At 70.5% G+C, this 23,098-nt stretch carries 23 protein-coding genes, 3 tRNA genes and 1 pseudogene; 11 read left to right on the plus strand and 16 right to left on the minus strand.

Annotation, left to right across the window (positions count from 1 at the left end):
• Nucleotides 1-128 precede the first annotated feature (128 nt).
• Nucleotides 129-215 (minus strand) — tRNA-Leu (locus tag AC07FJ_RS15280).
• 412 nt (nucleotides 216-627) lie between these two features.
• Between AC07FJ_RS15280 and AC07FJ_RS15285 the strand changes: the two genes are divergently transcribed.
• The 6 genes from AC07FJ_RS15285 (at nucleotide 628) to pknB (ending at nucleotide 8,710) form a co-directional block, all read left to right on the plus strand.
• Nucleotides 628-1,488, plus strand: a complete 861-nt coding sequence (locus AC07FJ_RS15285) for an FhaA domain-containing protein (RefSeq protein WP_479049174.1) — start codon at nucleotides 628-630, stop codon at nucleotides 1,486-1,488.
• Nucleotides 1,489-1,498: 10 nt separating this feature from the next.
• On the plus strand, nucleotides 1,499-2,008 hold the full coding sequence (locus AC07FJ_RS15290) for an FHA domain-containing protein FhaB/FipA (RefSeq protein WP_361424290.1): 510 nt from the start codon (nucleotides 1,499-1,501) through the stop codon (nucleotides 2,006-2,008).
• 138 nt (nucleotides 2,009-2,146) lie between these two features.
• On the plus strand, nucleotides 2,147-3,637 hold the full coding sequence (locus tag AC07FJ_RS15295; protein ID WP_468286129.1) for a Stp1/IreP family PP2C-type Ser/Thr phosphatase: 1,491 nt from the start codon (nucleotides 2,147-2,149) through the stop codon (nucleotides 3,635-3,637).
• Nucleotides 3,638-3,664: 27 nt separating this feature from the next.
• Complete coding sequence (locus AC07FJ_RS15300) at nucleotides 3,665-5,107, plus strand: FtsW/RodA/SpoVE family cell cycle protein (protein ID WP_479049177.1); 1,443 nt, start codon at nucleotides 3,665-3,667, stop codon at nucleotides 5,105-5,107.
• On the plus strand, nucleotides 5,104-6,564 hold the full coding sequence (locus AC07FJ_RS15305; protein WP_479049179.1) for a peptidoglycan D,D-transpeptidase FtsI family protein: 1,461 nt from the start codon (nucleotides 5,104-5,106) through the stop codon (nucleotides 6,562-6,564). The genes AC07FJ_RS15300 and AC07FJ_RS15305 overlap by 4 nt, the downstream gene beginning before the upstream one ends.
• 145 nt (nucleotides 6,565-6,709) lie before the next feature.
• Entirely contained in the window at nucleotides 6,710-8,710 is a 2,001-nt protein-coding gene (pknB, locus tag AC07FJ_RS15310) for a Stk1 family PASTA domain-containing Ser/Thr kinase (RefSeq protein ID WP_479049181.1), read from the plus strand.
• An 89-nt stretch (nucleotides 8,711-8,799) separates the two neighbouring features.
• On the opposite strand, the gene AC07FJ_RS15315 is transcribed toward pknB, so the two are convergent.
• The 5 genes from AC07FJ_RS15315 to AC07FJ_RS15335 all read right to left on the minus strand — a co-directional run bounded on the left by AC07FJ_RS15315 (nucleotide 8,800) and on the right by AC07FJ_RS15335 (nucleotide 12,267).
• Entirely contained in the window at nucleotides 8,800-9,477 is a 678-nt protein-coding gene (locus AC07FJ_RS15315; RefSeq protein WP_479049183.1) for a class E sortase, read from the minus strand.
• 36 nt (nucleotides 9,478-9,513) lie between these two features.
• On the minus strand, nucleotides 9,514-10,593 hold the full coding sequence (locus tag AC07FJ_RS15320; protein ID WP_479049184.1) for a class E sortase: 1,080 nt from the start codon (nucleotides 10,591-10,593) through the stop codon (nucleotides 9,514-9,516).
• Nucleotides 10,590-11,228 carry an aminodeoxychorismate/anthranilate synthase component II gene (locus AC07FJ_RS15325; protein WP_479049186.1) on the minus strand — a complete coding sequence of 213 codons (639 nt, stop codon included), beginning with the start codon at nucleotides 11,226-11,228 and terminating at the stop codon, nucleotides 10,590-10,592. The genes AC07FJ_RS15320 and AC07FJ_RS15325 overlap by 4 nt, the downstream gene beginning before the upstream one ends.
• On the minus strand, nucleotides 11,225-11,386 hold the full coding sequence (locus tag AC07FJ_RS15330; RefSeq protein ID WP_355352091.1) for a hypothetical protein: 162 nt from the start codon (nucleotides 11,384-11,386) through the stop codon (nucleotides 11,225-11,227). The genes AC07FJ_RS15325 and AC07FJ_RS15330 overlap by 4 nt, the downstream gene beginning before the upstream one ends.
• Nucleotides 11,387-11,499: 113 nt before the next feature.
• Nucleotides 11,500-12,267 (minus strand): DUF881 domain-containing protein, encoded by a 768-nt coding sequence (locus AC07FJ_RS15335; RefSeq protein WP_361424269.1) that lies wholly within the window; start codon nucleotides 12,265-12,267, stop codon nucleotides 11,500-11,502.
• A gap of 152 nt (nucleotides 12,268-12,419) precedes the next feature.
• Between AC07FJ_RS15335 and crgA the strand changes: the two genes are divergently transcribed.
• Nucleotides 12,420-12,677 carry a cell division protein CrgA gene (gene crgA / locus AC07FJ_RS15340; protein ID WP_355352097.1) on the plus strand — a complete coding sequence of 86 codons (258 nt, stop codon included), beginning with the start codon at nucleotides 12,420-12,422 and terminating at the stop codon, nucleotides 12,675-12,677.
• A 238-nt stretch (nucleotides 12,678-12,915) separates the two neighbouring features.
• On the opposite strand, the gene AC07FJ_RS15345 is transcribed toward crgA, so the two are convergent.
• Entirely contained in the window at nucleotides 12,916-13,779 is an 864-nt protein-coding gene (locus AC07FJ_RS15345; protein ID WP_479049188.1) for a rhomboid family intramembrane serine protease, read from the minus strand.
• 77 nt (nucleotides 13,780-13,856) lie between these two features.
• Entirely contained in the window at nucleotides 13,857-14,390 is a 534-nt protein-coding gene (locus AC07FJ_RS15350; RefSeq protein WP_479049190.1) for a peptidylprolyl isomerase, read from the minus strand.
• Between the two features lie 179 nt (nucleotides 14,391-14,569).
• Between AC07FJ_RS15350 and AC07FJ_RS15355 the strand changes: the two genes are divergently transcribed.
• Nucleotides 14,570-15,259 carry a DUF5324 family protein gene (locus AC07FJ_RS15355; protein ID WP_479049191.1) on the plus strand — a complete coding sequence of 230 codons (690 nt, stop codon included), beginning with the start codon at nucleotides 14,570-14,572 and terminating at the stop codon, nucleotides 15,257-15,259.
• Nucleotides 15,260-15,295: 36 nt separating this feature from the next.
• Here AC07FJ_RS15355 and AC07FJ_RS15360 read toward each other — a convergent pair whose 3' ends face one another.
• From AC07FJ_RS15360 to AC07FJ_RS15370, 3 genes are all read right to left on the minus strand, one after another.
• Nucleotides 15,296-15,664, minus strand: a complete 369-nt coding sequence (locus tag AC07FJ_RS15360; RefSeq protein WP_479049193.1) for a DUF6344 domain-containing protein — start codon at nucleotides 15,662-15,664, stop codon at nucleotides 15,296-15,298.
• A gap of 197 nt (nucleotides 15,665-15,861) precedes the next feature.
• Nucleotides 15,862-16,947, minus strand: coding sequence for an ACR3 family arsenite efflux transporter (arsB, locus tag AC07FJ_RS15365; protein WP_479049195.1), 1,086 nt, complete (start codon nucleotides 16,945-16,947; stop codon nucleotides 15,862-15,864).
• Nucleotides 16,944-17,252, minus strand: coding sequence for an ArsR/SmtB family transcription factor (locus tag AC07FJ_RS15370; protein WP_361424248.1), 309 nt, complete (start codon nucleotides 17,250-17,252; stop codon nucleotides 16,944-16,946). The genes arsB and AC07FJ_RS15370 overlap by 4 nt, the downstream gene beginning before the upstream one ends.
• Nucleotides 17,253-17,321: 69 nt before the next feature.
• On the opposite strand from AC07FJ_RS15370, the gene AC07FJ_RS15375 reads away from it, so the two are divergent.
• Complete coding sequence (locus AC07FJ_RS15375; protein WP_361424245.1) at nucleotides 17,322-17,753, plus strand: arsenate reductase ArsC; 432 nt, start codon at nucleotides 17,322-17,324, stop codon at nucleotides 17,751-17,753.
• Between the two features lie 41 nt (nucleotides 17,754-17,794).
• On the opposite strand, the pseudogene AC07FJ_RS15380 reads toward AC07FJ_RS15375, so the two are convergent.
• Nucleotides 17,795-18,925, minus strand: a pseudogene (locus AC07FJ_RS15380) (glycosyltransferase 87 family protein); the annotation flags it as partial.
• Nucleotides 18,926-19,120: 195 nt separating this feature from the next.
• A tRNA-Ala gene (locus tag AC07FJ_RS15385) sits at nucleotides 19,121-19,193 on the minus strand.
• A gap of 151 nt (nucleotides 19,194-19,344) precedes the next feature.
• On the opposite strand from AC07FJ_RS15385, the gene AC07FJ_RS15390 reads away from it, so the two are divergent.
• Both AC07FJ_RS15390 and AC07FJ_RS15395 read left to right on the plus strand, forming a co-directional pair.
• Nucleotides 19,345-19,893, plus strand: coding sequence for a helix-turn-helix domain-containing protein (locus tag AC07FJ_RS15390; protein WP_361424242.1), 549 nt, complete (start codon nucleotides 19,345-19,347; stop codon nucleotides 19,891-19,893).
• A gap of 54 nt (nucleotides 19,894-19,947) precedes the next feature.
• The gene (locus AC07FJ_RS15395) at nucleotides 19,948-21,207 is read left to right on the plus strand and encodes a serine/threonine-protein kinase (RefSeq protein ID WP_479049198.1); all 1,260 of its coding nucleotides are present in this window, start codon (nucleotides 19,948-19,950) and stop codon (nucleotides 21,205-21,207) included.
• 13 nt (nucleotides 21,208-21,220) lie between these two features.
• Here the strand turns inward: AC07FJ_RS15395 and AC07FJ_RS15400 are convergent, their stop codons facing one another.
• From AC07FJ_RS15400 to AC07FJ_RS15410, 3 genes are all read right to left on the minus strand, one after another.
• On the minus strand, nucleotides 21,221-22,531 hold the full coding sequence (locus AC07FJ_RS15400; protein WP_479049200.1) for a hypothetical protein: 1,311 nt from the start codon (nucleotides 22,529-22,531) through the stop codon (nucleotides 21,221-21,223).
• 187 nt (nucleotides 22,532-22,718) lie between these two features.
• Complete coding sequence (locus AC07FJ_RS15405; protein WP_003958712.1) at nucleotides 22,719-22,853, minus strand: DLW-39 family protein; 135 nt, start codon at nucleotides 22,851-22,853, stop codon at nucleotides 22,719-22,721.
• 155 nt (nucleotides 22,854-23,008) lie between these two features.
• Nucleotides 23,009-23,082 (minus strand) — tRNA-Ile (locus AC07FJ_RS15410).
• Between the last annotated feature and the right edge of the window lie 16 nt (nucleotides 23,083-23,098).

A 23,098-nucleotide genomic window follows, 5' to 3' on the forward strand; every position in this document is an offset into this window, starting at 1 on the left:
TGCGGGAGTGGCCGGGGCCGCCCCGTATCCGACGGAAGACCGCCCCGTCCACAACGACAGGCGGGCCCGTATACAACGAGAAACGGGCCCCTGTCAGAACCTTCGTTCTGACAGAGACCCGTCTCTGCTGGTGCGCGAGGGGGGAGTTGAACCCCCACGCCCTTGCGGGCACTGGAACCTGAATCCAGCGCGTCTGCCTATTCCGCCACCCGCGCATTGGGTGTTGCCGCTGTCGGCCCCGGTTTTTTCGGCCGGAGCGCCTGGCGACATCTGAAGATTAGCACGTCGCCGGGGGTGGGTTCACATCCGTTTGTTTCGGCGCCCCGGCCCCCGAACAGAGACAGGGGGGAGGCGCAGGCGGAGGGGCAAGCGGAGGGCCACCCGGGAAAGAGGGGAGGGGAGGGAAGGGGAGGGCGAAGACGACGGGAACGCGGCGAACCGGACCCCGCCGTACCCACTCCTCCACGGTGCACCCGGGGTGCGGGACACTGTCATGAGGCCCCCTCTACGATCCGTGTGAGAGGTGACACTCATCCACAGGCCAGAGAAGGGGAACCAGCCGATTTCCCGACGCGTGGATACGATCAGTAAGCAGTACCAGGACGGCAACGACGGAGGAGGTGCCCCATGGGAGTCCTGAAGCGATTCGAGCAGCGACTCGAAGGCCTGGTCAACGGCACCTTCGCCAAGGTCTTCAAGTCCGAGGTCCAGCCCGTCGAGATCGCGGGCGCCCTCCAGCGGGAGTGCGACAACAACGCGACGATCTGGAACCGCGAGCGGACCGTCGTGCCGAACGACTTCATCGTCGAGCTGAGCGCGCCGGACTACGAGCGCCTCAGCCCGTACTCGGGCCAGCTCGGCGACGAGCTGTCCGGCCTGGTCCGCGACTACGCCAAGCAGCAGCGGTACACCTTCATGGGGCCCATCAAGGTCCACCTGGAGAAGGCCGACGACCTCGACACCGGGCTGTACCGGGTGCGCAGCCGCACCCTCGCGTCGAGTACGTCACAGTCCCAGTCCCCCGCGGGACCGGCAGGCCCCGCAAGCCCGGCCGCACCGGCCGGCCCCGCACCGAGCGGTCGCCCCGGCGGTTACGGATACCCTCCGGCCGGCGCCCCTCCCATGCCCGCGGCCCCGCCGCCGGGCATGAACCGTCCGCCCGCCGCCGGCCGCCCGCCGGCCGGTCCGGGCCCCATGCCCGGCGCCCAGGTGCGCCGCTGGATCGAGATCAACGGCACGCGCCACCAGATCTCCCGCCCGACGCTCGTGCTGGGCCGCAGCACCGACGCCGACGTGCGGATCGACGACCCCGGCGTATCGCGCCGCCACTGCGAGATCCGGACCGGAACGCCCTCGACGATCCAGGATCTCGGGTCCACCAACGGCATCGTGGTGGACGGGCAGCACACCACCCGCGCTACGCTCCGCGACGGCTCGCGGATCGTCGTGGGCAGTACCACCATCGTTTACCGGCAAGCCGAAGGGTGAAGCGGGGGCAATGTCAGAGCTGACCCTCACGGTCATGCGGTTGGGTTTCCTCGCCGTACTGTGGCTGTTCGTCATCGTGGCCGTCCAGGTCATCCGCAGCGACCTGTTCGGTACGCGCGTCACACAGCGCGGTTCGCGCCGTGACGCCGCGCGCCCGCAGCAGGCGGCACGGCAGGGTTCCGCCCCGCCGCCCCAGCGCCAGCAGGCCGGCCGCCAGCGCCGTGGCGCGCCGACCAAGCTGGTCGTGACCGAGGGGAGCCTGACCGGCACCACGGTCGCCCTCCAGGGCCAGACCATCACCCTGGGCCGTGCGCACGACTCCACGATCGTGCTGGACGACGACTACGCCTCCAGCAGGCATGCCAGGATCTACCCGGACCGTGACGGCCAGTGGATCGTCGAGGATCTCGGGTCCACCAACGGCACGTATCTCGACCGGACCCGACTCACCACCCCGACCCCCATTCCGCTGGGCGCGCCGATCCGCATCGGCAAGACCGTCATCGAGCTGCGGAAGTAGTACGACAATGAGCGAGCGGAGCGAGCGAGCCGCAGCGGTGGCGCCCACAGGCGACCGGCACCGGCTCCCGACCGGAGGGTGGGCAGTGTGGCTCGAGACCGGCTGTACCCCGAGGCAGAGTCGACAGGGCAGGTGCGCATGAGCCTTTCACTGCGCTTCGCCGCCGGATCGCACAAGGGCATGATCCGCGAGGGCAACGAGGACTCCGGTTACGCCGGTCCCCGCCTGCTCGCGATCGCCGACGGCATGGGGGGCCAGGCCGCCGGCGAGGTCGCCTCCTCCGAGGTGATCTCCACGATCGTCACCCTCGACGACGACGTCCCCGGCTCGGACATCCTCACCTCGCTCGGCACGGCCGTGCAGCGCGCCAACGAGCAGCTGCGGATGATGGTCGAGGAGGACCCGCAGCTGGAGGGCATGGGCACCACCCTGACCGCCCTGCTGTGGACGGGCCAGCGCCTCGGCCTGGTCCACGTCGGCGACTCGCGCGCGTACCTGCTGCGCGACGGCGTGCTGACGCAGATCACGCAGGACCACACCTGGGTGCAGCGGCTGGTCGACGAGGGCCGCATCACCGAGGAGGAGGCCACCACCCACCCGCAGCGCTCGCTCCTGATGCGCGCCCTGGGCAGTGGCGACCACGTCGAGCCGGACCTGTCCATCCGCGAGGTGCGGGCCGGAGACCGGTACCTGATCTGCTCCGACGGCCTGTCCGGCGTCGTCTCCCACCAGACGATGGAGGAGACCCTCGCCAGCTACCAGGGCCCCCAGGAGACCGTCCAGGACCTGATCCAGCTCGCGCTGCGCGGCGGCGGCCCCGACAACATCACCGTGATCGTCGCGGACGTCCTGGACGTGGACGGCGGCGACACCCTCGCCGGGCAGCTCAGCGACACCCCGGTCATCGTCGGCGCGGTCGCCGAGAACCAGCCCCAGCTGAACGACGGCGGCGCCATGGAGACGCCGGCGGGCCGCGCCTCCGGCCTCGGCCGCCCCGCCCCGCAAGCGCCGCAGGGGGGCTTCGGCCCGCCCGGCAGCGGCGACGACCTCGGCTACGACGGCATGCCGCCCGAGGGCTCCTTCGGCGCGTACGGCGACGACGACTTCACCAAGCCCCGCAAGAACCGCGTCTGGCTGAAGCGCTCCTTCTACATCGTGCTCGCGCTGGCCGTGGTCGGCGGCGGGCTGTACGGCGGCTACCGCTGGACGCAGACGCAGTACTACGTCGGCGCCAACGACGGCCATGTCGCGCTCTACCGCGGCATCAGCCAGGACCTGGCCGGGGTCTCGCTCTCGGAGGTCGAGAAGGACCACCCCGAGATCGAACTCAAGTACCTCCCCGACTACGCGCGCAAGACGGTCGAGGACACCATCATCGGCGGCAGCCGCGCCAAGGCGCAGGCGAAGATCGACGAGCTGGCCGTCCAGGCCTCCGCCTGCAAGAAGCAGGAGCAGCGCCGGGAGGCGGCGGACCGCGCGAACGCCGCACCGCCCGGTGAGGGCCAGGCCGGCGGCACGACCGGCGTCCCCACCACCACCAAGCCCACCGCAGCCACTGCCACTCCTTCCCCGGGCCCCAGCCTCTCGGAGGAGGAGCAGAAGCTGGCCTCGAACTGCGGCAAGCAGTAAGGACCCGTAGGGGGGCCTTTCACCACCATGAGCGTTGTCACCAACACGACCACCATCGGCGCGATCGACCTGCCGAGCCGCCGCAACACCGAACTGGCGCTGCTCGGCTTCGCCGTCGCGATCCCGGTGTTCGCGTACCTCAACGTCGGCCTGGCCCTGGACGGCAAGGTCCCGGCGGGCATGCTCGGGTACGGCGTCGGGCTGGCGCTGCTCGCGGGTGTCGCGCACCTGCTGGTGCGGAAGTTCGCGAAGTACTCCGACCCGATCCTGCTGCCGCTGGCCACGCTGCTCAACGGCCTGGGCCTGGTGCTGATCTGGCGGCTGGACCAGTCGCCGCGGGTGATCGCCAAGTCGATGCGGCAGTTCGGCAGTTACAGCCCGGACGCCCCCAAGCAGCTGATGTACTCGGCGATCGGCGTCGCGCTGTTCCTGCTGGTGCTGATGCTCCTCAAGGACCACCGCGTCCTGCAGCGCTACACGTACATCTCCATGGTGGCGGCGATCGTCCTGCTGCTGCTGCCGCTCGTCCCGGGTCTCGGCACCGACGTCTTCGGCGCCAAGATCTGGATCAAGGTGGGTCCGTTCTCCATCCAGCCCGGTGAGTTCGCGAAGATCGTGATCGCGGTCTTCTTCTCCGGCTACCTGATGGTGAAGCGTGACGCGCTCGCGCTGGCCAGCCGCCGCTTTATGGGGCTGTACCTGCCGCGCGGCCGCGACCTGGGCCCGATCCTCACCATCTGGGCCGTCAGCCTGCTCATCCTGGTCTTCGAGAACGACCTCGGTACGTCGCTGCTGTTCTTCGGCATGTTCGTGATCATGCTGTACGTGGCGACCGAGCGGACCAGCTGGATCATCATGGGTCTGCTGATGGCCGTCGGCGGCGCGGTCGTCGTCGGCTCGACCGCCACCCACGTCAAGTCGCGTGTCGCCGCCTGGCTCGACCCCTTCGAGTGCCTGAAGACGGCGCCCGAGGGCACCAACATGGCCATGGCCTGCGACCAGATGACGCAGGTGCTGATGTCCTTCGGCTCCGGCGGCACCCTCGGCGCGGGCCTCGGCCAGGGCAACTCCGACCTCGTCGGCTTCGCCGCCAACTCCGACTTCATCTTCGCCACCGTCGGCGAGGAGCTCGGCCTCGCGGGCGTCATGGCGTTCCTGCTGATGTACGCGCTGATCGTGGAGCGGGGCATCCGCACCGCGCTCGCGGCCCGCGACCCGTTCGGCAAGCTGCTGGCGACCGGCCTGTCCGGCGCCTTCGCCCTCCAGGTCTTCGTGGTCGCCGGCGGCGTCATGGGCCTCGTCCCGCTGACCGGTATGACCATGCCGTTCCTCGCGTACGGCGGCTCGTCCGTGATCGCGAACTGGGCCCTGATCGCCATCCTGCTGCGGATCAGCGACACCGCGCGCCGTCCCGCGCCGGCCCCCGCCCCGTCCCCCGACGCCGAGATGACCCAGGTGGTCCGACCGTGAACAAGCCCCTGCGCCATATCGCGATCTTCTGCGGCCTGCTGATGCTCGCCCTGCTCATCCGGGACAACTGGATCCAGTACGTCCGGGCGGGCGAGCTCTCCACGCACGCGAGCAACAAGCGGGTCATCATCGAGCGGTACGCCAACCCGCGCGGCAACATCATCGTCGACGGCAAGCCGATCACCGGCTCCATCGACTCGAAGGACCCCTTCTACAAGTTCAAGCGCACCTACATCGACGGCCCCATGTGGGCGCCGGTCACCGGCTACGCGTCGCAGGCGTACGACGCCAACCAGATCGAGAAGCTCGAGGACGGCATCCTCACCGGCAACGACGACCGGCTCTTCTTCGACCGCACCATGTCGATGTTCACGGGCGACAAGAAGCAGGGCGGTGACGTGATCACCACCCTCAACGGCGCCGCACAGAAGGCCGCCTTCGAGGGCCTCGGCAAGAAGAAGGGCGCCGTCGCCGCCATCGAGCCGTCCACCGGCAAGATCCTGGCGCTCGCCTCGACCCCGTCGTACGACCCGTCCACCTTCGCCGGCTACAGCGCGAAGGACGAGCAGGCGTGGGTCGCGCTGGAGAAGGACAAGGACAAGCCGAAGCTGAACCGCGCGCTGCGCGAGGTCTACCCGCCCGGCTCCACCTTCAAGGTGCTGACCGCCGCGGCGGCCCTGGAGACCGGCAAGGTCACGGACATCAACGCGCCGACGGACACGCCGGAGCCGTACATCCTCCCGCACACCACCACGCCGATGAAGAACCACGCCCAGGGGTGCGAGAACGCCACCCTCAACCGGGCCATGGAGGTCTCCTGCAACTCGGTCTTCGCCAAGCTCGGTGACGAGGTCGGGCGTGACGAGATGGTGAAGATGGCGGAGAAGTTCGGCTTCAACAACGGGGAGATCGACACCCCCGTCCGCGCCGCCAAGTCGGTCTACGACACGCAGATGGACCGCCCGGGCAACGCGCTCTCCTCCATCGGCCAGTTCAACACCGCGGCCACCCCCCTCCAGATGGCCATGGTCACCGCGGCCATCGCCAACGACGGCAAGCTGATGAAGCCGTACATGGTCGACCGCGTCACCGGCCCCGACCTCGACGTCCTGGAGACGACGGAGCCCGAGGAGATGAGCCGGCCCATGTCGGCGAAGACCGCGCAGCTGGTCCAGCAGATGATGGAGAACACCGTCAAGAACGGCACCGGCGGCAAGGCGGCCATCGAGGGCGTCACGGTCGGTGGCAAGACGGGTACCGCCCAGCACGGCGAGAAGAACAAGGCCCGCCCCTACGCGTGGTTCATCTCATACGCGAAGACCGACAGCGGCTCTCCGGTCGCCGTAGCGGTTATCGTCGAAGACTCCGACGCGACCCGCGACGACATCAGCGGTGGCGGCCTGGCCGGACCCATCGCCCGCGATGTGATGAAGGCGGTTCTGGACAGCAGGAAGTGACGGCTGTGGCTGTGTACCGGTCGCGTATCAGCTGGCGGTCGCGGTCCGCTCGGCTCGCCGTGGCCGGTAGCGTATGCGCGGACAGCACACCGCCGGACCACACAGAGGGGTGCGGTCGGGACTGACGGAGAGGGCTGGAACAGTTATGGAAGAGCCGCGTCGCCTCGGCGGCCGGTACGAGCTGGGCTCGGTGCTCGGCCGCGGTGGCATGGCGGAGGTCTACCTCGCCCACGACACCCGGCTCGGTCGCACCGTCGCCGTGAAGACGCTGCGGGCCGACCTCGCCCGTGACCCGTCCTTCCAGGCCCGGTTCCGCCGTGAGGCCCAGTCGGCCGCCTCGCTCAACCACCCGGCGATCGTCGCGGTCTACGACACCGGCGAGGACTACGTCGACAACATCTCCATCCCGTACATCGTGATGGAGTACGTCGACGGCTCCACCCTGCGTGAGCTGCTGCACTCCGGGCGGAAGCTGCTGCCCGAGCGCACGCTGGAGATGACGGTCGGCATCCTCCAGGCCCTGGAGTACTCGCACCGCGCCGGCATCGTCCACCGCGACATCAAGCCGGCCAACGTCATGCTGACCCGCACCGGCCAGGTCAAGGTCATGGACTTCGGCATCGCCCGTGCCATGGGCGACGCCGGTATGACCATGACGCAGACGGCCGCCGTGATCGGCACCGCCCAGTACCTCTCCCCGGAGCAGGCCAAGGGCGAGCAGGTCGACGCCCGCTCCGACCTGTACTCCACCGGCTGCCTGCTGTACGAGCTGCTGACCGTGCGCCCGCCCTTCGTCGGCGACTCGCCGGTCGCGGTGGCGTACCAGCACGTGCGCGAGGAGCCGCAGCCGCCGAGCAACTTCGACCCCGAGATCACGCCCGAGATGGACGCCATCGTCCTGAAGGCGCTGGTCAAGGACCCGGACTACCGCTACCAGTCGGCCGACGAGATGCGCGCCGACATCGAGGCGTGCCTCGACGGCCAGCCGGTCGCCGCGACCGCCGCCATGGGCACCGTCGGCTACGGCGGGTACGCCCCCGACGAGCAGCCGACGACGGCGCTCCGCCAGGCCGACCCGGCCGGGCAGACGTCGATGCTGCCGCCCGTCAACCCGGACGACGGCGGCTACGGCTACGACGACCGCCCGGACCGCCGCCGCCAGCGGAAGTCGAGCACCTCGACCGTCCTGCTGGCCCTGGCGGGCATCCTGGTGCTGGTCGGAGCGATCCTGATCGGCCGCGCCGTCTTCGACAGCAAGGAGGGCGGCGCCGGCCAGATCCCGGTGCCGAACCTCGTCGGTCAGACGCTGCCGAAGGCGCAGAAGCAGGCGGACAACGTGAGCGTCAAGGTGTCCCAGGCCGGCACCGAGCGCTGCGACCAGCCCAAGGACAGCATCTGCCGGCAGGCCCCCGCGGCCGCCCCGGGCGCGGAGATGAAGGAGGGCGAGACCATCCAGGTCTGGCTCTCGGAGGGCGCCCCGAAGATCGAGGTGCCGGACGTCACGGAGAAGTCCGAGGAGAGCGCGCGGCAGGCACTCCGGGACAAGGGCTTCGAGGTCGACGTGAAATACGAGGAGTCCGAGCAGCAGCCGGGCGAGGTCATCCGGCAGAGCCCGGACGGCGGCACCCAGCAGGAGAAGGGCGCCACGATCACCCTCACGGTCTCCAAGCAGGCCCAGGTGAACGTGCCCCCGGTCACCGGCCAGCAGTTCGACGCCGCGAAGAGCCAGCTGGAGACGCTGGAGTTCAAGGTCAAGCGGGAGGACGTCGACTCCGACCAGCCCGCGGGCACCGTCCTGGAGCAGAACCCGGCCGGCAACAGCAAGGCCGCCAAGGGCAGCGACATCACCCTGAAGGTCTCCAAGGGCCCGCAGCAGCAGGCCCAGGTGCCGCAGATGGTCGGGCAGCAGCTCGGCCAGGCCAAGCAGGCGCTCCAGCAGGCGGGGCTCCAGCTCGGCAACGTCGACGGCCCGAAGGACGACACCGCCTTCGTGATCGCCCAGGACCCGCAGCCGGGCACCCCCGCCCAGCCGAACCAGCCGGTCAACGTGAAGACCGTGGGCGGCAACGGCAACGGCAACAACGGCGACGAAGGCGACGGCGGCTTCTTCGGCGGCCCCTCCGGCGCCGTCCTGCCCAAGGACTGACCGCCGCGACCGTTCCACGACGGAGCCCCGGCACCCTCACTGAGGGGGTGCCGGGGCTCTGTCGTACGCGCGGGGCCGTGCGGGTGCCGTTAGCGCAGCTCGGCCGGCGGCGTGCGCTTCGCGTCGACCTTCTCCGTGCGCTCCAGCTCGCCCCAGACGATGTAGCGGTAGTCCGAGGTGTAGACCGGCGTGCAGGTCGTCAGGGTGATGTAGCGGCCCGGCTTCGTCTTGCCCGACTCCTTCGGGACCGGGTCCAAGACGCGGACGTTGAACTTCGACGTCTCCGGGAGGGTCTTGTAGACCTTGTAGACGTACCAGAGGTCCTTCGTCTCGAAGACGATCGCGTCGCCGTGCTTCAGCTTGTGGATGTTGTGGAACTTCGCCCCGTGGCCGTCGCGGTGCGCGGCGAGGGTGAAGTTGCCCTGCTTGTCGGAGGGCAGCGCGGAGGCGATGGGGTCGGTGTAGTAGCCGGCGACGCCGTGGTTGAGGGTGTCGGGGTCGGTGCCCTTCTTGACCAGCACCTCGCCGTTCTTCATCGCCGGTACGTGGAGGAAGCCGATGCCGCCCTTGGTGTCGAGCGCGCCGGGGCCGGCCGACACCCAGGCGTGGCGTACGTCCTCGCCCTGCTTGTCCGCCTCGCGGTCGGCGAGCACGTTCGTCCACCACAGTGAGTAGACGACGAAGAGGCCCATCACCAGGCCCGCGGTGATCAGCAGTTCACCGAAGACACTGATGAAGCCGGCGATCCGGCCGCGCGCACGTGCCACTGCATCTGTCCCGTCGAAAAGTCTGGAAGTCGGTCGTCAGCCTACGAGCGCATCCGGTTTCCCCTTGCTGCGTGGGCGTTCCTCGACCATCTTGCCCCACACGATCAGGCGGTACGTACTGGTGAACTCGGGGGTGCAGGTGGTGAGCGTGAGGTAGCGGCCGGGGCCCTTGAAGCCGGAGCCCTCCGGGACGGGCTGGATCACCGAGATGTTCGAGGGCGGCGTCTGCGGCAGGATGCTCGTCATCTCGTACGTGTAGAACGCGTCCTGCGTCTCGACGACGATGGGGTCGCCCGGCTGGAGGCGGTTGATGTAGCGGAACGGTTCGCCGTGGGTGTTGCGGTGCCCCGCGACCGCGAAGTTGCCCTGCTTGTCGGAGGGCATGGCGGTCTTCAGGGCGCCCTCGGCGTAGTGGCCGACCATGCCGCGGTCGAGGACCTTCTCCTTGTCGATGCCCTCGGCGATCGGCACGACGACGTCGAGCTTCGGGATGTACATGATCGCGAAGCCCTGGCCGGGCTCGAACGCGCCGGGCTTGCGCCCCTCCGCCCAGGCCTCCTCGATGCCCTTCTTCGCCTCGTCGGCCTGCAGGCCGGCGCGGATGTTGGTCCACCACAGCTGGTACGTGACGAAGAGGAGCATCACGACGCCGAAGGTGATGAAGAGCTCGCCCAGCACGCGGCTCGCGACCACGCCGACGCTGTCCTTGCGGGCGCGGGCGGCGCGCCGGGCCTCGACGCGCGTCAGCGGCCGGTCGGGGCCGGCCGGGGACGGTGCGGCCGGCGCGGGGGCGTGCTTGCCGGCGCGGCGGCGGCCACGCCCCTTGGCGGCCTTGCGGCGCTCGGCGCGGCCGCCGGTAGCGGGGCCGTCGGGCGTAGGCGCTGGCGTGGACGTGGGCGCGGCGCGGCGGGTGTCCTCCGTGCGGAGGGCCATCGTCTCGGGGTCCGGCGCCTCGGGTGCTTCGGGCGCCTCGTACGGAGCCGGGTCGTACAGAGGCGTCTCGTACGTCGACGTCTCGTACGTCGGCGCCGCAAGCGGAGGATCTGGTTCCGCCGGGAGGTTCGCGGCCCGGAACCACGGCGAACCGTGCTCGTGCTCCGGGCGCACGGGGGTCACGCGACGGCCTTGCCCACCACCGGCGCGAGCCCTGCCGACCGGCCGACCGCGCCGGTGTCGCCGCACTGCTCCAGCCAGTTGGCGAGCATCAGGTGCCCGTGCTCCGTGAGCACCGACTCCGGGTGGAACTGGACGCCCTCCACCGCGAAGTCACGGTGGCGCAGCCCCATGATGATGCCGTCCTCCGTCCAGGCCGTGACCTCCAGCTCGTCGGGCAGGTCGCCCGGCTCCGCGGCCAGCGAGTGGTACCGGGTCGCGGTGAAGGGCGACGGCAGCCCGGCGAAGACGCCGCGCCCCTCGTGCGTGACGAGCGAGGTCTTGCCGTGCAGCAGCTCGGGGGCGCGGTCGACGACGCCGCCGTACGCCACGGCCATCGACTGCATGCCGAGGCAGACGCCGAAGACGGGGACACCGGTGCCAGCGCAGTGCCGGACCATGTCGACGCAGACCCCGGCCTCCTCGGGCGTACCGGGGCCCGGCGAGAGCAGGACGCCGTCGAAGCCGTCCTGGGCGTGGCTCAGCTCGACCTGGTCGTTGCGCCGGACCTCGCACTCGGCGCCCAGCTGGTACAGGTACTGGACCAGGTTGAAGACGAAGCTGTCGTAGTTGTCGACGACGAGGATGCGCGCGCTCACTGTCCGTCCACCGTCACATCGTTGAACGGAAGCAGAGGCTCCGCCCAGGGGAACACGTACTGGAAGAGCACGTAGACCACCGCCAGGATCAGGACGAGCGAAATGACCGCCCGCACCCAGGCGTTGCCCGGCAGATGCCGCCAGATCCAGCCGTACATGACGTCTGCTGGTCCTTCCTCGAATGCCCTTCGATACCGCACCAGAGTACGGGTCCGGACCGCCCGATGGGTCAGCTGTCCACAGCCGGCCGCCCGGCTCCCGGATCGTGTCGCTAGGAAGTCGGCTTGGCGTAGTGCAGGTCCACGGGGCCCGAGTAGCCGGGCAGCGTCACCGCGTCGTGCTCGTCGACCTTCCAGCCGAGTCCGTACGCCTTCACGTACAGCAGGTAGTTCTGGACGGCCGTGGAGCCCTCCAGCGCGCGCTGGAGCTTCCCGGTGTCACCCACTGCCGTGATCTTGTAGGGCGGGGAGTAGACGCGGCCCTGGAGGATGAGGGTGTTGCCGACGCAGCGGACCGCGCTGGTGGAGATCAGCCGCTGGTCCATGACGCGGATGCCCTGGGCCCCGCCCTTCCACAGGGCGTTGACGACCGCCTGGAGGTCCTGCTGGTGGATCACCAGGTCGTTGGCCTGCGGCTCCGGGTAGCCGGGGGCGGCCTGGGCGTCGGGCGGGGCGTCGTTGAGGGTGACGGTCAGACCGCGGCCGGCGACGGGCGTCGTGCCCGCGGTCTTCTCCAGGGCGCCGAGCTTCTCGTCCTCCGCCTTGGTGGAGCCGTCGTCGCGGCGGGCCAGGGCGTCGACCTCGCCGCGTACCACCGCGGTGGACTCGTCGAGCTCGGCGTTCTTCCGGCTGCGCTCGCTGATCAGGTCGGAGAGTTTGAGCAGCGAGGCGTCCTCGCGGATGTTGGTGCCCTTGGCGGTGTTGAAGCTCGTCACGAAGATCAGGCCGGCGAGCGCGAAGACGCCGGCGGTGAGCACCCGGACCGGTCGCCAGGTGCGGCGCCGGGCGGGTTCTGCTGGAGAGTCGGCGGAATTGCTCAACGTACCCTTATCTCCTTCAGCGCCGCGGAAGCACTACGCTAACGGACGCCCGGGTGAGGCAGTGGTCCCCCTCGCTCTCAGCCCCGGCGACAGCAGCACACACGCCACAGTTCCCTGCGCGGTCACGCAGCGCATCGACAGGAGAGTCCCTCGTGCCGAAGTCACGTATCCGCAAGAAGGCCGACTTCACGCCGCCGCCGGCCGCGAAGCAGGCGACCACCATCAAGCTGACCAACCGCAGCTGGGTGGCACCGGTGATGCTGGCGCTCTTCGCCATCGGGCTCGCCTGGATCGTCGTCTTCTACGTCACCGACGGCTCGCTGCCCATCAAGTCGCTCACCAACTGGAATATCGTGGTCGGCTTCGGCTTCATCGCCGGCGGCTTCGGCGTCTCCACCCAGTGGAAGTGACGGCTTCGGCGTAGCCGTCAAGCCGTACCCAGAGGTTATCCACAGCGTTGTGCACAGGCCAGTGGAAAAAGGTCAGACGATCTGTGGATAACCTCCACGATGTTGACGCCGATGTGACTGCGCGCACCCCTCGCCCCGCCGCGTAAAACCGCAGGTCAAAGGCGAGGGGTACAGACGTTCCCCACCCGGTGCACAAGATCCGCCACCCGTTGTGGACAACGATGGGGAAAGCTTGTGCTCAGCTGAGCGCGGCGGTCCTCAGAACCACAGCCGCCAGCGTCAACACGACGATCAGCCCACAGGCCGCCCACTGGGTCACCCGGCGCCGCTCGCGCGGGACGCCGACCATCCCGTACGCGATCACCGCGCCGGCGACCAGGCCGCCGATGTGCGCCTGCCAGGCGATGTTGTCCCAGAAGAAGGTCAGCACCAGGTTCAGCACGAGCAGCGTCATCACCGGCCGCATGTCGTACTTGAGCCGGCGCATGAGCACCACCGTCGCGCCCAGCAGACCGAAGACCGCGCCCGACGCCCCGAGAGAGGGCGAGTTCTGCTCCGCCACGAGGTAGGTGAAGGCGCTGCCCGCGAGCGCGGAGAGCAGATAGAGGGCGAGGTAGCGGACCCGCCCGAGCGCCGCCTCCAGGGGGCCGCCGAGCCACCACACGCCGAGCATGTTGAAGCCGATGTGCCAGATCTCCCAGTGCAGGAACGCCGCCGTCACCAGCCGGTACCACTCGCCGTCCGCGACGCCGACCACCTCGCCGAGCTGCGGCACGAAGGCGAGCCCGATGAGGTCCAGCTGGTGCAGCAGCTCCGGCTTGGCCCGTACGGCCAGGAACATCGCCAGGTTCACGGCGATGAGGATCTTGGTGATCAGCTGGGGGTCGCCGGCCGTGATCACCCCGCCCGCGACCGTGCGCGGCCGGCTGTCCGACGGCGCGTGGCCGGTGCCGGACCCGCCGCGCACGCACTCGGGGCACTGGAAGCCGACCGACGCCTCGACCATGCAGTCCGGGCAGATCGGCCGCTCGCAGCGGGTGCACCGGATGCCGGTCTCCACGCCCGGATGGCGATAACAGCTCGGCGCCTGCGCCTGCTCCATGGGGTTCCCCTCTCAACGCGACGCCCCGTCCATCCTTAGGGACGGACGGGGCGGGGCGAAAAGTGCCCGGTCAGGCCTCAGCTCTTGCGGGACTCGATCACGACGGACTCGATGACCACGTCCGTCAGCGGACGGTCGGTGCGCGGGTTGGTCGGGGTGGCGACGATCGCGTCCACGACCCGCTTGCTCGCGTCGTCGGCGACCTCGCCGAAGATGGTGTGCTTCCCGGTCAGCCAGGTCGTCGGGGCGACCGTGATGAAGAACTGCGAGCCGTTGGTTCCCGGCCCGGCGTTGGCCATGGCCAGCAGGTACGGCTTGGTGAAGCCCAGCTCCGGGTGGAACTCGTCCGCGAACTCGTAACCGGGGCCGCCCGTGCCGTTGCCGAGCGGGTCGCCGCCCTGGATCATGAAGCCGCTGATGACGCGGTGGAAGACCGTGCCGTCGTAGAGCGGGTCCGTGCTCTTCACACCGGTGGCCGGGTTGGTCCACTCGCGCTCGCCCTTGGCGAGCTCCACGAAGTTCCTGACCGTCTTCGGGGCGTGGAACGGCAGGAGCCGGATCGCGATGTCGCCCATGGTGGTCTTCAGGGTGGCGTAAAGCTGCTCGGCCACGGTGTGCCTTCCGTAAGTCTGGTCTGACGTCGGTCTGCTCCGACGTCCGCCGATCCTCCCACGGGAGGCGGCCGATGCCCCGGATGCCCGTACCGCATGCCGAGGAACAGGGCGGCAGGCATGATTTCAAAAAGGACGGAAAGGCGAATAGCGACCCCGCCACCGAGGAGGAGGATCCCGTGACCCGCAAGGACAGCGTGCGCGCCGCGACCGATTCGGCAATGGACAGCGTGCGGCACGCCGCGGAAGTGGTGGCGCCCTACGCGAGCACGGCGAAGGACTCGGCCGTGCACTACGCGAACGAAGCGCGCGTAAGGGTCGCGCCGAAGGTCTCGATGGCCGCGCATCAGGCCCGTACGCAGGCGCGTGCCCAGTACGACTCGATGGTCGCGCCGCATGTGCCGCCGAAGCTCGACAAGGCCGCGCAGCGTGCGATGACGCAGACCCGCAAGGCCGCGCGCGAGGCGGCGCGGTACACGGCGCCGCGCATGGAGAAGGCGATGGCGGCGGCCCAGCCCGTACGGGCCGAGGCGATGAACCGCTCGGCCGCGGCGGTGGCCGCGCTGCGGGGCCAGGTGACGGCCCGGGAGATCCAGCGGCTCGTCCGGAGGCACGAGCGCCGGGCGAAGGCCGGGCGGATGTTCAAGGGTGTGGCGCTTACGGGGGTGTTGGCGGGTGCCGCGTTCGCCGCGTGGAAGTGGTGGGACAAGCAGGCCAACCCCGACTGGCTGGTGGAGCCGCCGGCTGCGACCGAGGTCTCGGAGGGCCCGGTCACGTCGGTCGACGGCAGTGTGGCACCGCTGGACCCGGAGGTGGAGGCCAAGCAGGCGGAGAGCGAGGCGTCCGACCGGAACCGCGAGGACCGCTAGACCACGAGGCCGCTAGGCCGCTAGGACCACGACGGCTCAGGCCGCGAGGGCCAGGTCCGTCAGGTCGGGCTCAGCGGGGGCGGCAGCCGGCAGATGGCGCACGGAGGGCGACGATCCGTGCGCCTCGGCGTGGATGCGCTGCTTGATCGTGGGCGGCAGGGCCCGGGGCCGTACGCGTACGGGTGACGACGCGGCGCGCTGCACGGGCACGACGGCGGAGGCGGAGAGCGAAGCCGGGGCCGAGGCGGAGGCGGAGGCGGAGGCGGCCGGGAGCGCCGGTGCCGTCTTCGCCGCCTTCGCCGCGGTGCCGGGGCCGAAGCCCAGGGCTCCGAGGAGTGCGGTCAGCAGGGCGATCAGTGGAGAGATGAGCGTCCGGACGTACGACGTGAAGCTGACGGCGGCCATGGCCCCTCGCTTTCTTGGGCGATTTGCATACCTTTCTCATGATGTGTATGTGTCCCGAAAGCGCGAGCACCGGCGCCGCGCCCCGGCAGATCTTCCGATGAACTGCACTCGTCCGGAGCAATAAAAGTTGGGCCCTGCCCGCGGCCTCGGGCAGGGCCCCTGCGGCCTCGCGCGGCCTCACGCGGCCTCACGCGGCCTCACGCTGCGGCGAACTTCCTGCGCCAGGCGAGGGAGACGTACACCAGCGCCACGAGGACCGGCACCTCGATGAGCGGGCCGACGACGCCCGAGAGGGCCTGGCCGGAGGTGACGCCGAAGGTGGCGATGGCGACGGCGATGGCGAGCTCGAAGTTGTTGCCGGCGGCGGTGAAGGCGAGCGTCGCGGTGCGGTCGTAGGGCAGGCCGATGGCCTTGCCCAGCAGGAACGTGCCGAACCACATCACCGCGAAGTACACGAGCAGCGGGAGCGCGATCCGGGCGACGTCGAGCGGCTGCGAGGTGATGGTCTTCCCCTGGAGGGCGAAGAGGATGACGATCGTGAAGAGCAGGCCGTAGAGGGCCCACGGGCCGATCTTCGGCAGGAAGCCGGACTCGTACGCCTCACGGCCGAGCTTCTTCTCGCCGATGCGGCGGGTCAGGAAGCCCGCGAGGAGCGGCACACCGAGGAAGATGACGACGTTGAGGGCGATGCCCCCCATGGAGATGTCCAGCGACTCCCCATCGCCCAGGCCGAGCCAGCCGGGCAACAGGTCCAGGTAGAACCAGCCGAGCAGACCGAAGGCCAGGACCTGGAACACGCTGTTGAGCGCCACCAGCACGGCCGCTGCCTCGCGGTCGCCGCAGGCGAGGTCGTTCCAGATGACGACCATCGCGATGCAGCGGGCGAGGCCGACGATGATCAGGCCGGTGCGGTACTCGGGCAGGTCCGGCAGGAAGACCCAGGCCAGCGCGAACATCACTGCCGGGCCGAGGACCCAGTTGACGACCAGCGACGAGAGCATCAGCTTCCGGTCGCCGGTGACCGCGTCGAGGCGGTCGTACCGGACCTTCGCGAGGACCGGGTACATCATGATCAGCAGGCCGGCGGCGATGGGCAGCGAGATTCCGCCGATCTCCACCTTCGCGAGCGCGTCGTTCAGTCCGGGGATCGCGCGGCCCAGGCCCAGCCCGAGGGCCATCGCGAGGAGGATCCAGACGGCGAGGAAGCGGTCGAGCGTGGAGAGTCTCGCGACGACGGACGGTTCCCCGGTGGTGGTGGTCGCGGGCGCTTCGGTACGGGTCACGGACAGGCTCTCTTGTTGTCGGCGGCGGTACGAGCGGTGGCGGCCAGCTCGGCGAATCGGTCGGCGAGGTGCGCGATGACGTCCGGGCGCAGCTTGTAGTACGTGAACCGGCCACACGGCTCGGTGTCCACGACCCCTGCTTCCCGCAGCACTCTCAGGTGGTTGGAGAGGTTCGTCTGGCGGGCCCCGGTCTCCTCCACGAGGTGGGTGGTGCAGAGGGTCTCGCGGGCGAGCAGGGTCACGATCCGGAGCCTCAGCGGGTCGGCCAGCACCCGAATCAGATCAGTGTCGACTGACGTCATCATGGACTGATACTCTCACATCACCGACGGCTGATACGTGCCGACGGCTGGTCCGTGCGAAGAGAGACCCCGATGGCCGACAAGCCCTCCGTGCTGTTCGTCTGCGTGCACAACGCGGGCCGCTCCCAGATGGCCGCCGCCTGGCTGCACCACCTCGCCGGGGACCGGATCGAGGTGCGCTCCGCCGGGTCCGCCCCCGCCGACGCCGTCAACCCGGCCGCCGTCGAGGCCATGCGCGAGGTCGGCATCGACATGTCCGCCGAGACGCCCAAGATCCTCACCGTCGACGCGGTCAAGGCGTCCGACGTCTGCATCACCATGGGCTGCGGTGACACCTGCCCGGTCTTCCCCGGGAAGCGCTACCTGGACTGGAAGCTGGACGACCCGGCCGGCCAGGGCGTCGAAGCCGTACGCCCCATCCGCGACGAGATCAGGAAGCTCGTCGAAGGGCTCGTCGAGGAGATCGACGCCAGCCGGAACCAGCCGGCCAGCACGAACGGGTAGAGCAGGTACCCGAAGCGGGTGGCCGGAGCCAGGCACATGGCCAGGAGCAGCCCCACCGCCAGGAGGTCCCCCGCCGCGCGCGCGTCACGCGGCGGCCGCCTGAAGAGGTGGACACCCACCGCCACTGCGGCGAGCAGCAGCGCTCCGGTCGCGAGCACGAACCCGCCGGGCACGAGCGAGGCGACCAGGTGACCGGGCAGCGGGCTCGCCGCCGGTGAGGCCGCGCCGCCCCGGCCCAGCGGGAAGAGGACGAGTTGCTCCACGAACGCGGCGGGGTGCGCCACCGCCACGGGCGCGACCGCCACCAGCAGCACCCCGCCGGCCACACCCGCCGCGCGGAGGGCGGCCCGGCCGCCGCGTACCGAGACCAGCAGGACCAGCACCACCGGCAACAGCGGCCACGCCGTCCACTTGAGCGACGCCGCGACACCCATCGCGAGCCCCGCACGGGCGGCCGCGCCCCGCGAGGCGAGCGCCGGCGCGAGGCACATGAGACCGACGACCGGTAGGTCCGTACCGCCGACGGCCAGGGGCAGCGCCACGGCGGGTACGGCGGCGAGCACCGCCAGCGCCTGACCGCGGCCGAGGTACGGGCCCCGCCGGGTCGCCGGACCCCGCGCCGCCGATGTCCGCCTCGCCCCGGGAACCCGCACCGCCGGAACCCGCACCGTGAGCCGCGCCGCTGCGGCCATGGACGCGAGGAACACCGCGGCGAACCACCAGCGCGCGTCAGCGAGCGGGAAGTCGCTCCACAGCGCGCGTGGCAGGCCGAACACCGCCATGCCGGGCAGGTAGGGGTTGTAGTCCTCCACACCGAGCGGGTTCTCCACGTACGGGCTGCCGCCGGTCAGCAGCAGGGCCCCGGAGCGCTCCACCACGTCGACCTCCAGCTGCGCACGCCCCCGCGCGACGAGAACGGCGAGCGGCACCGCCACGGCACCGGCCAGCGCGGCCAGCCTCCCCGGAAGCACCCGGCCGCACGCGACGGCGCCCGCGCCGACCGCGTACCCCACGGCCGCCGCGGTGCCCCACAGCCGATGCGTCGCGAGCGTCGACACCAGCGCGAGGAACCCGGCGAACACCGCGCACACCGCCCACGCCGCGGCCTCCCCACGCGGCCCCACCCCCCGAGCCGCCATCGGCGGCGGGACGGTCGACCGGTCTGCCCTCATGCGTACGCCTCCTCGGGTCGGAAGCGCACGACTCTGCGGACGAAAGGCCGTTGAGGTCGTCACACGGGGGTCGCATCCCCCGGATCACCCCCCGGTACTACGCGCCGACGGCAGTCCTCGGAGGTTGGGGGCGTACGGCAACGAAAAGCCCCCTCCGACCGGCGGATCCGCAGGTCGGAGGGGGCGCAAAAGGTGTGGAGCCTAGGGGAGTCGAACCCCTGACATCTGCCATGCAAAGACAGCGCTCTACCAACTGAGCTAAGGCCCCGCGCCGGCCGACGAGCGGCCGGTGCCGCAGACCAGAGTACCGGGTGCCGGGGGGTGTACCGCAAAAGGATTGGGACTCCCCCGGAACGACCACTCTCCGTAAGATGCTGGACAGGTTCGCAGCCGCGAACCACAGCGATGGGGAGACGCATATGGATACGGCACAGCAGGAAGCGACCGCGAGAGCCAGAGAGCTCCAGCGCAGTTGGTACGGGGAGCCACTGGGGGCGCTCTTCCGCCGGCTCATCGACGATCTGGGCCTGAACCAGGCCCGTCTCGCGGCGGTGCTCGGGCTGTCGGCTCCGATGCTCTCCCAGCTGATGAGCGGTCAGCGCGCCAAGATCGGCAACCCTGCCGTGGTGCAGCGCGTCCAGGCCCTCCAGGAGCTGGCGAGCCAGGTCGCCGACGGCAGCGTGAGCGCCGCCGAGGCCACCGACCGGATGGACGAGATCAAGAGGTCCCAGGGAGGCTCGGTGCTCACCGGATCCAGCCAGACGACCGCCAGCTCGGGGGCGCCGACGGTCAAGCGCGTGGTCCGGGAGATCCAGTCGCTGCTGCGCTCCGTCTCGGCGGCCGGCGACATCATCGATGCGGCCGACTCGCTCGCACCCACCCACCCGGAGCTGGCAGAGTTCCTCCGGGTGTACGGCGCCGGGCGCACCGCGGACGCGGTCGCCCACTACGAGTCGCACCAGAGCTGACACAGCTGACAGCAGGCCGAGCGGGAGCGGACGGACGGGGAGCGGCGCAGCGCGATGGGTGAGGTCTTCGCGGGTCGGTACGAGTTGGCCGACCCGATCGGGCGGGGTGGTGTGGGCGCCGTCTGGCGCGCCTGGGACCACCGCCGGCGCCGTTACGTCGCGGCCAAGGTCCTCCAGCAGAGCGACGCGCACACGCTGCTGCGCTTCGTACGCGAACAGGCGCTGAGGATCGACCACCCGCACGTCCTCGCCCCGGCCAGCTGGGCCGCGGACGACGACAAGGTGCTGTTCACCATGGACCTGGTGAGCGGTGGGTCGCTGGCCCATGTCATAGGGGACTACGGGCCGTTGCCGCCCCGATTCGTCTGCACCCTGCTCGATCAGCTGTTGTCCGGACTGGCCGCGGTGCACGCGGAGGGGGTCGTGCACCGCGACATCAAGCCGGCCAACATCCTGCTGGAGGCGACCGGAACCGGACGGCCGCATCTGCGGCTGTCCGACTTCGGCATCTCGATGCGCAAGGGCGAGCCCCGGCTGACCGAGACGAACTACGTCGTCGGTACGCCGGGTTACTTCGCGCCCGAGCAACTGATGGGCGCGGAGCCCGACTTCCCGGCCGACCTGTTCGCGGTCGGTCTGGTCGCCCTGTACCTGCTGCAGGGTCAGAAGCCGGACGCACAGGCGCTGGTGGACCATTTCACGGCACACGGCACGCCCGGCGCCCCACAGGGCATCCCGGAGCCGCTGTGGCAGGTCCTGGCGGGCCTGCTCCAGCCCGACCCGCAGATCCGTTTCCGTACGGCGACGGGCGCGCGCAAGGCGCTGTCGGCGGCGGTCGAGCTGCTGCCCGAAGCCGACGGGACCGAGGAGCCCGTCGAGGTCTTCGACCAACTCGGTCCGCTCCCGCCCGGTTTCGGCCCGGAGGGACCCACCACGGCCGCTCCGGACGCGGTACCGACACCGGCACCCGCACCGGCACCGGCACCGGCTTCCGCACAGGCACCCGCCCCCACGCCCGCACCCGAAGCCGTCGCGGTGCCGCCCGCGCCCGTAACGGCCCCTGTGTACGCGCAGCCGGCGCCGTCGACGCCGTCCACGCCGTCCGAGACCGGGAGCTTCCACCTCGCCCCGCCGGCTCAAGCGACACCGACGCGCCCCTACACCGCCGCACAGGCCACCACGCAGCCCACCACGCAGCCCGCCGCCCGCCCCGTGCCGAAGCGGCCCGGGCCGTCCGCGAAGGTGGCGGTACCGGTGCTGCTGACCGCGCTGCTCTGTTTCGCCGTCGGGATCTGGGCGCTCACCCAGATCTGAACGCCCGCTCCGCTCAGAGCGCCGCGCGCCGCCGCGCCAGCAGCGTCCACACCCCGAGCCCGAGCACAAGCACCGTCCCGCTGCCGATCCCGGCCGCCGCGACGGCCTTCATCGTGTCGCTGCGCTCCGCCTCCGGGCCGCTCTGCCCGCTCGCCGCCTGCTCCTTGTCGTCCTGCGTGACGCTGAAGATCCCGGCCGGCCCGTCGTACGCGGGCGCCGGCCGCGCCTCGCCCCGGACGTTGACGCGCAGCGTCAGCCCGTACGGCTTCTTGCCGAACTTCTCGCCCACCTCGGGGCTGAGGCTGACCTGCAGGTAGTACCAGCCCGCGAACCGCATGTCCTCGAACTTGGCGCTGGAGTCGAAGCGGTTCTCGTACCGCACCGGCGGCAGCGGGTCGAGCGCCGCCGCCTTCTGCTTGCCGTCGTACGAGACGGAGTCGACGCTGCCGACGACACCCTGCATGGGGTTGAACAGCCTCATGGAGAGCGCGCTGCCGACGAAGCCCTGGCCGCCCGCCGAGCTGCCGAGGTCCGCGCTGGCGAAGATCTGCTGGCCCCAGTCCACCGGCACCCGGTAGAAGCGCGACTGGCCGGGTTCGATCCGGTCGGTCCACTCGCCCTGGGTGAGGCCGGTCGCGTCGAAGAAGCCGGCGCCGCCGGCCCGTTCGCGAGGGCCGCCGGCCGGGGTCGGGGGCGAGGCGCTGGGCCAGGCCGACGGCGCGGCCGTCGGGCCGACCTCCTTCACCTTGGGCTCGGTCTGGTGCCGGAGTTCCAGCTCCCACGGCTCGGCCCCGCCCTTGCCGTCGGTCGTCGTGCGCTCGACGACCACGTAGTACGAGTCGGCCTTCTGGCAGGAGGTGCGGTCCTTCTCGATGGTCCGGTGCGCGTAGGCGGCCAGTGGGCGCGGGAACTCGGCGGAGCGGAACCGGTCGTCGTTGGAGCTGCACTCGTATCCGTCGCGGTCCTGGAGCGAGACCTCCAGGCCGTCGGAGTAGCCGACTTCGGTGCCCGGCCCGGGCACGGCCACGGCGGAGACGTACGCGTCCCGCTCCGCGTCCAGGTCGATCCGGTAGACCAGCTTCTCGCCGCGGTCGATGGTGTCCCGGTACGTCCCGCCGGTGGTCAACCGCGGGGCCTCACTGGTGCTGGCGGCACCCTTCACCTGCCGGGCGCCCTCGGCGAAGGTGTACGGCGTCGGCTGCCCGGCCGCGCGTGCCGGCCCGGCCGCCCCTGTCTGCACGCCCAGCACCACCACGGCGCCCATCGCCGCCGCCCCGGCGACCGCCCTGGCCGCCGCCTTGCCGCCGCCCCGCCGCCTCTTCACGCTCTTCCCCTCCGTACGCGTACCAGCTCCGAGCGGGCACCATCCTGCCCCGCCCGTCCCCGCGCTGTCTGCACGCGCCTCAGGAGGTTTGCATATGCAACCGAAATATTCGCTACCGGGAACGATGGACAGCACAAGGCCCCGACCGCTTCAGCGGCCGGGGCCCGTACGCAGACTGCGTGTCGTCTCACACACCGGAACCTGCGGGCACGGAGTCGGTCGCCTCCGTCCACAGGTCCTGCTCGGCGCGATCCGCCTGGATCTGGCGGTACACGAGGAGCCCGCCGATGGCGGCCAGTGCGACCAGGAGAAGCTTCTTCACCGCGCGACCTCGTCTTTCGTTGACGTAGGAGTCCTTATGGCGCCCGACTATACACACCGGTCGAGACCATACGGTGACCTACGTCCGCCGAAGAAGGCACGGGAAACGCGATCGGCCCGGTCGGATTTCTCCGACCGGGCCGATCACCGTCACTGTGGGGCTAACAGGATTTGAACCTGTGGCCTCATCCTTATCAGGGATGCGCTCTAACCAACTGAGCTATAGCCCCGCCGCGTCGGACTCGC

The sequence above is a fragment of the Streptomyces sp. NPDC045998 genome, from assembly GCF_056430285.1.

Coding starts and splice junctions, on each gene's coding strand:
- AC07FJ_RS15375 (WP_361424245.1), top strand. CDS start 17,322: ATGGCCGACAAGCCCTCCGTGCTGTTCGTCTGCGTGCACAACGCGGGC.
- AC07FJ_RS15290 (WP_361424290.1), top strand. CDS start 1,499: ATGTCAGAGCTGACCCTCACGGTCATGCGGTTGGGTTTCCTCGCCGTA.
- AC07FJ_RS15285 (WP_479049174.1), top strand. CDS start 628: ATGGGAGTCCTGAAGCGATTCGAGCAGCGACTCGAAGGCCTGGTCAAC.
- AC07FJ_RS15295 (WP_468286129.1), top strand. CDS start 2,147: ATGAGCCTTTCACTGCGCTTCGCCGCCGGATCGCACAAGGGCATGATC.
- AC07FJ_RS15395 (WP_479049198.1), top strand. CDS start 19,948: ATGGGTGAGGTCTTCGCGGGTCGGTACGAGTTGGCCGACCCGATCGGG.
- AC07FJ_RS15390 (WP_361424242.1), top strand. CDS start 19,345: ATGGATACGGCACAGCAGGAAGCGACCGCGAGAGCCAGAGAGCTCCAG.
- AC07FJ_RS15330 (WP_355352091.1), bottom strand. CDS start 11,386: ATGTACGGCTGGATCTGGCGGCATCTGCCGGGCAACGCCTGGGTGCGG.
- pknB (WP_479049181.1), top strand. CDS start 6,710: ATGGAAGAGCCGCGTCGCCTCGGCGGCCGGTACGAGCTGGGCTCGGTG.
- AC07FJ_RS15345 (WP_479049188.1), bottom strand. CDS start 13,779: ATGGAGCAGGCGCAGGCGCCGAGCTGTTATCGCCATCCGGGCGTGGAG.
- AC07FJ_RS15360 (WP_479049193.1), bottom strand. CDS start 15,664: ATGGCCGCCGTCAGCTTCACGTCGTACGTCCGGACGCTCATCTCTCCA.
- AC07FJ_RS15370 (WP_361424248.1), bottom strand. CDS start 17,252: ATGATGACGTCAGTCGACACTGATCTGATTCGGGTGCTGGCCGACCCG.
- AC07FJ_RS15300 (WP_479049177.1), top strand. CDS start 3,665: ATGAGCGTTGTCACCAACACGACCACCATCGGCGCGATCGACCTGCCG.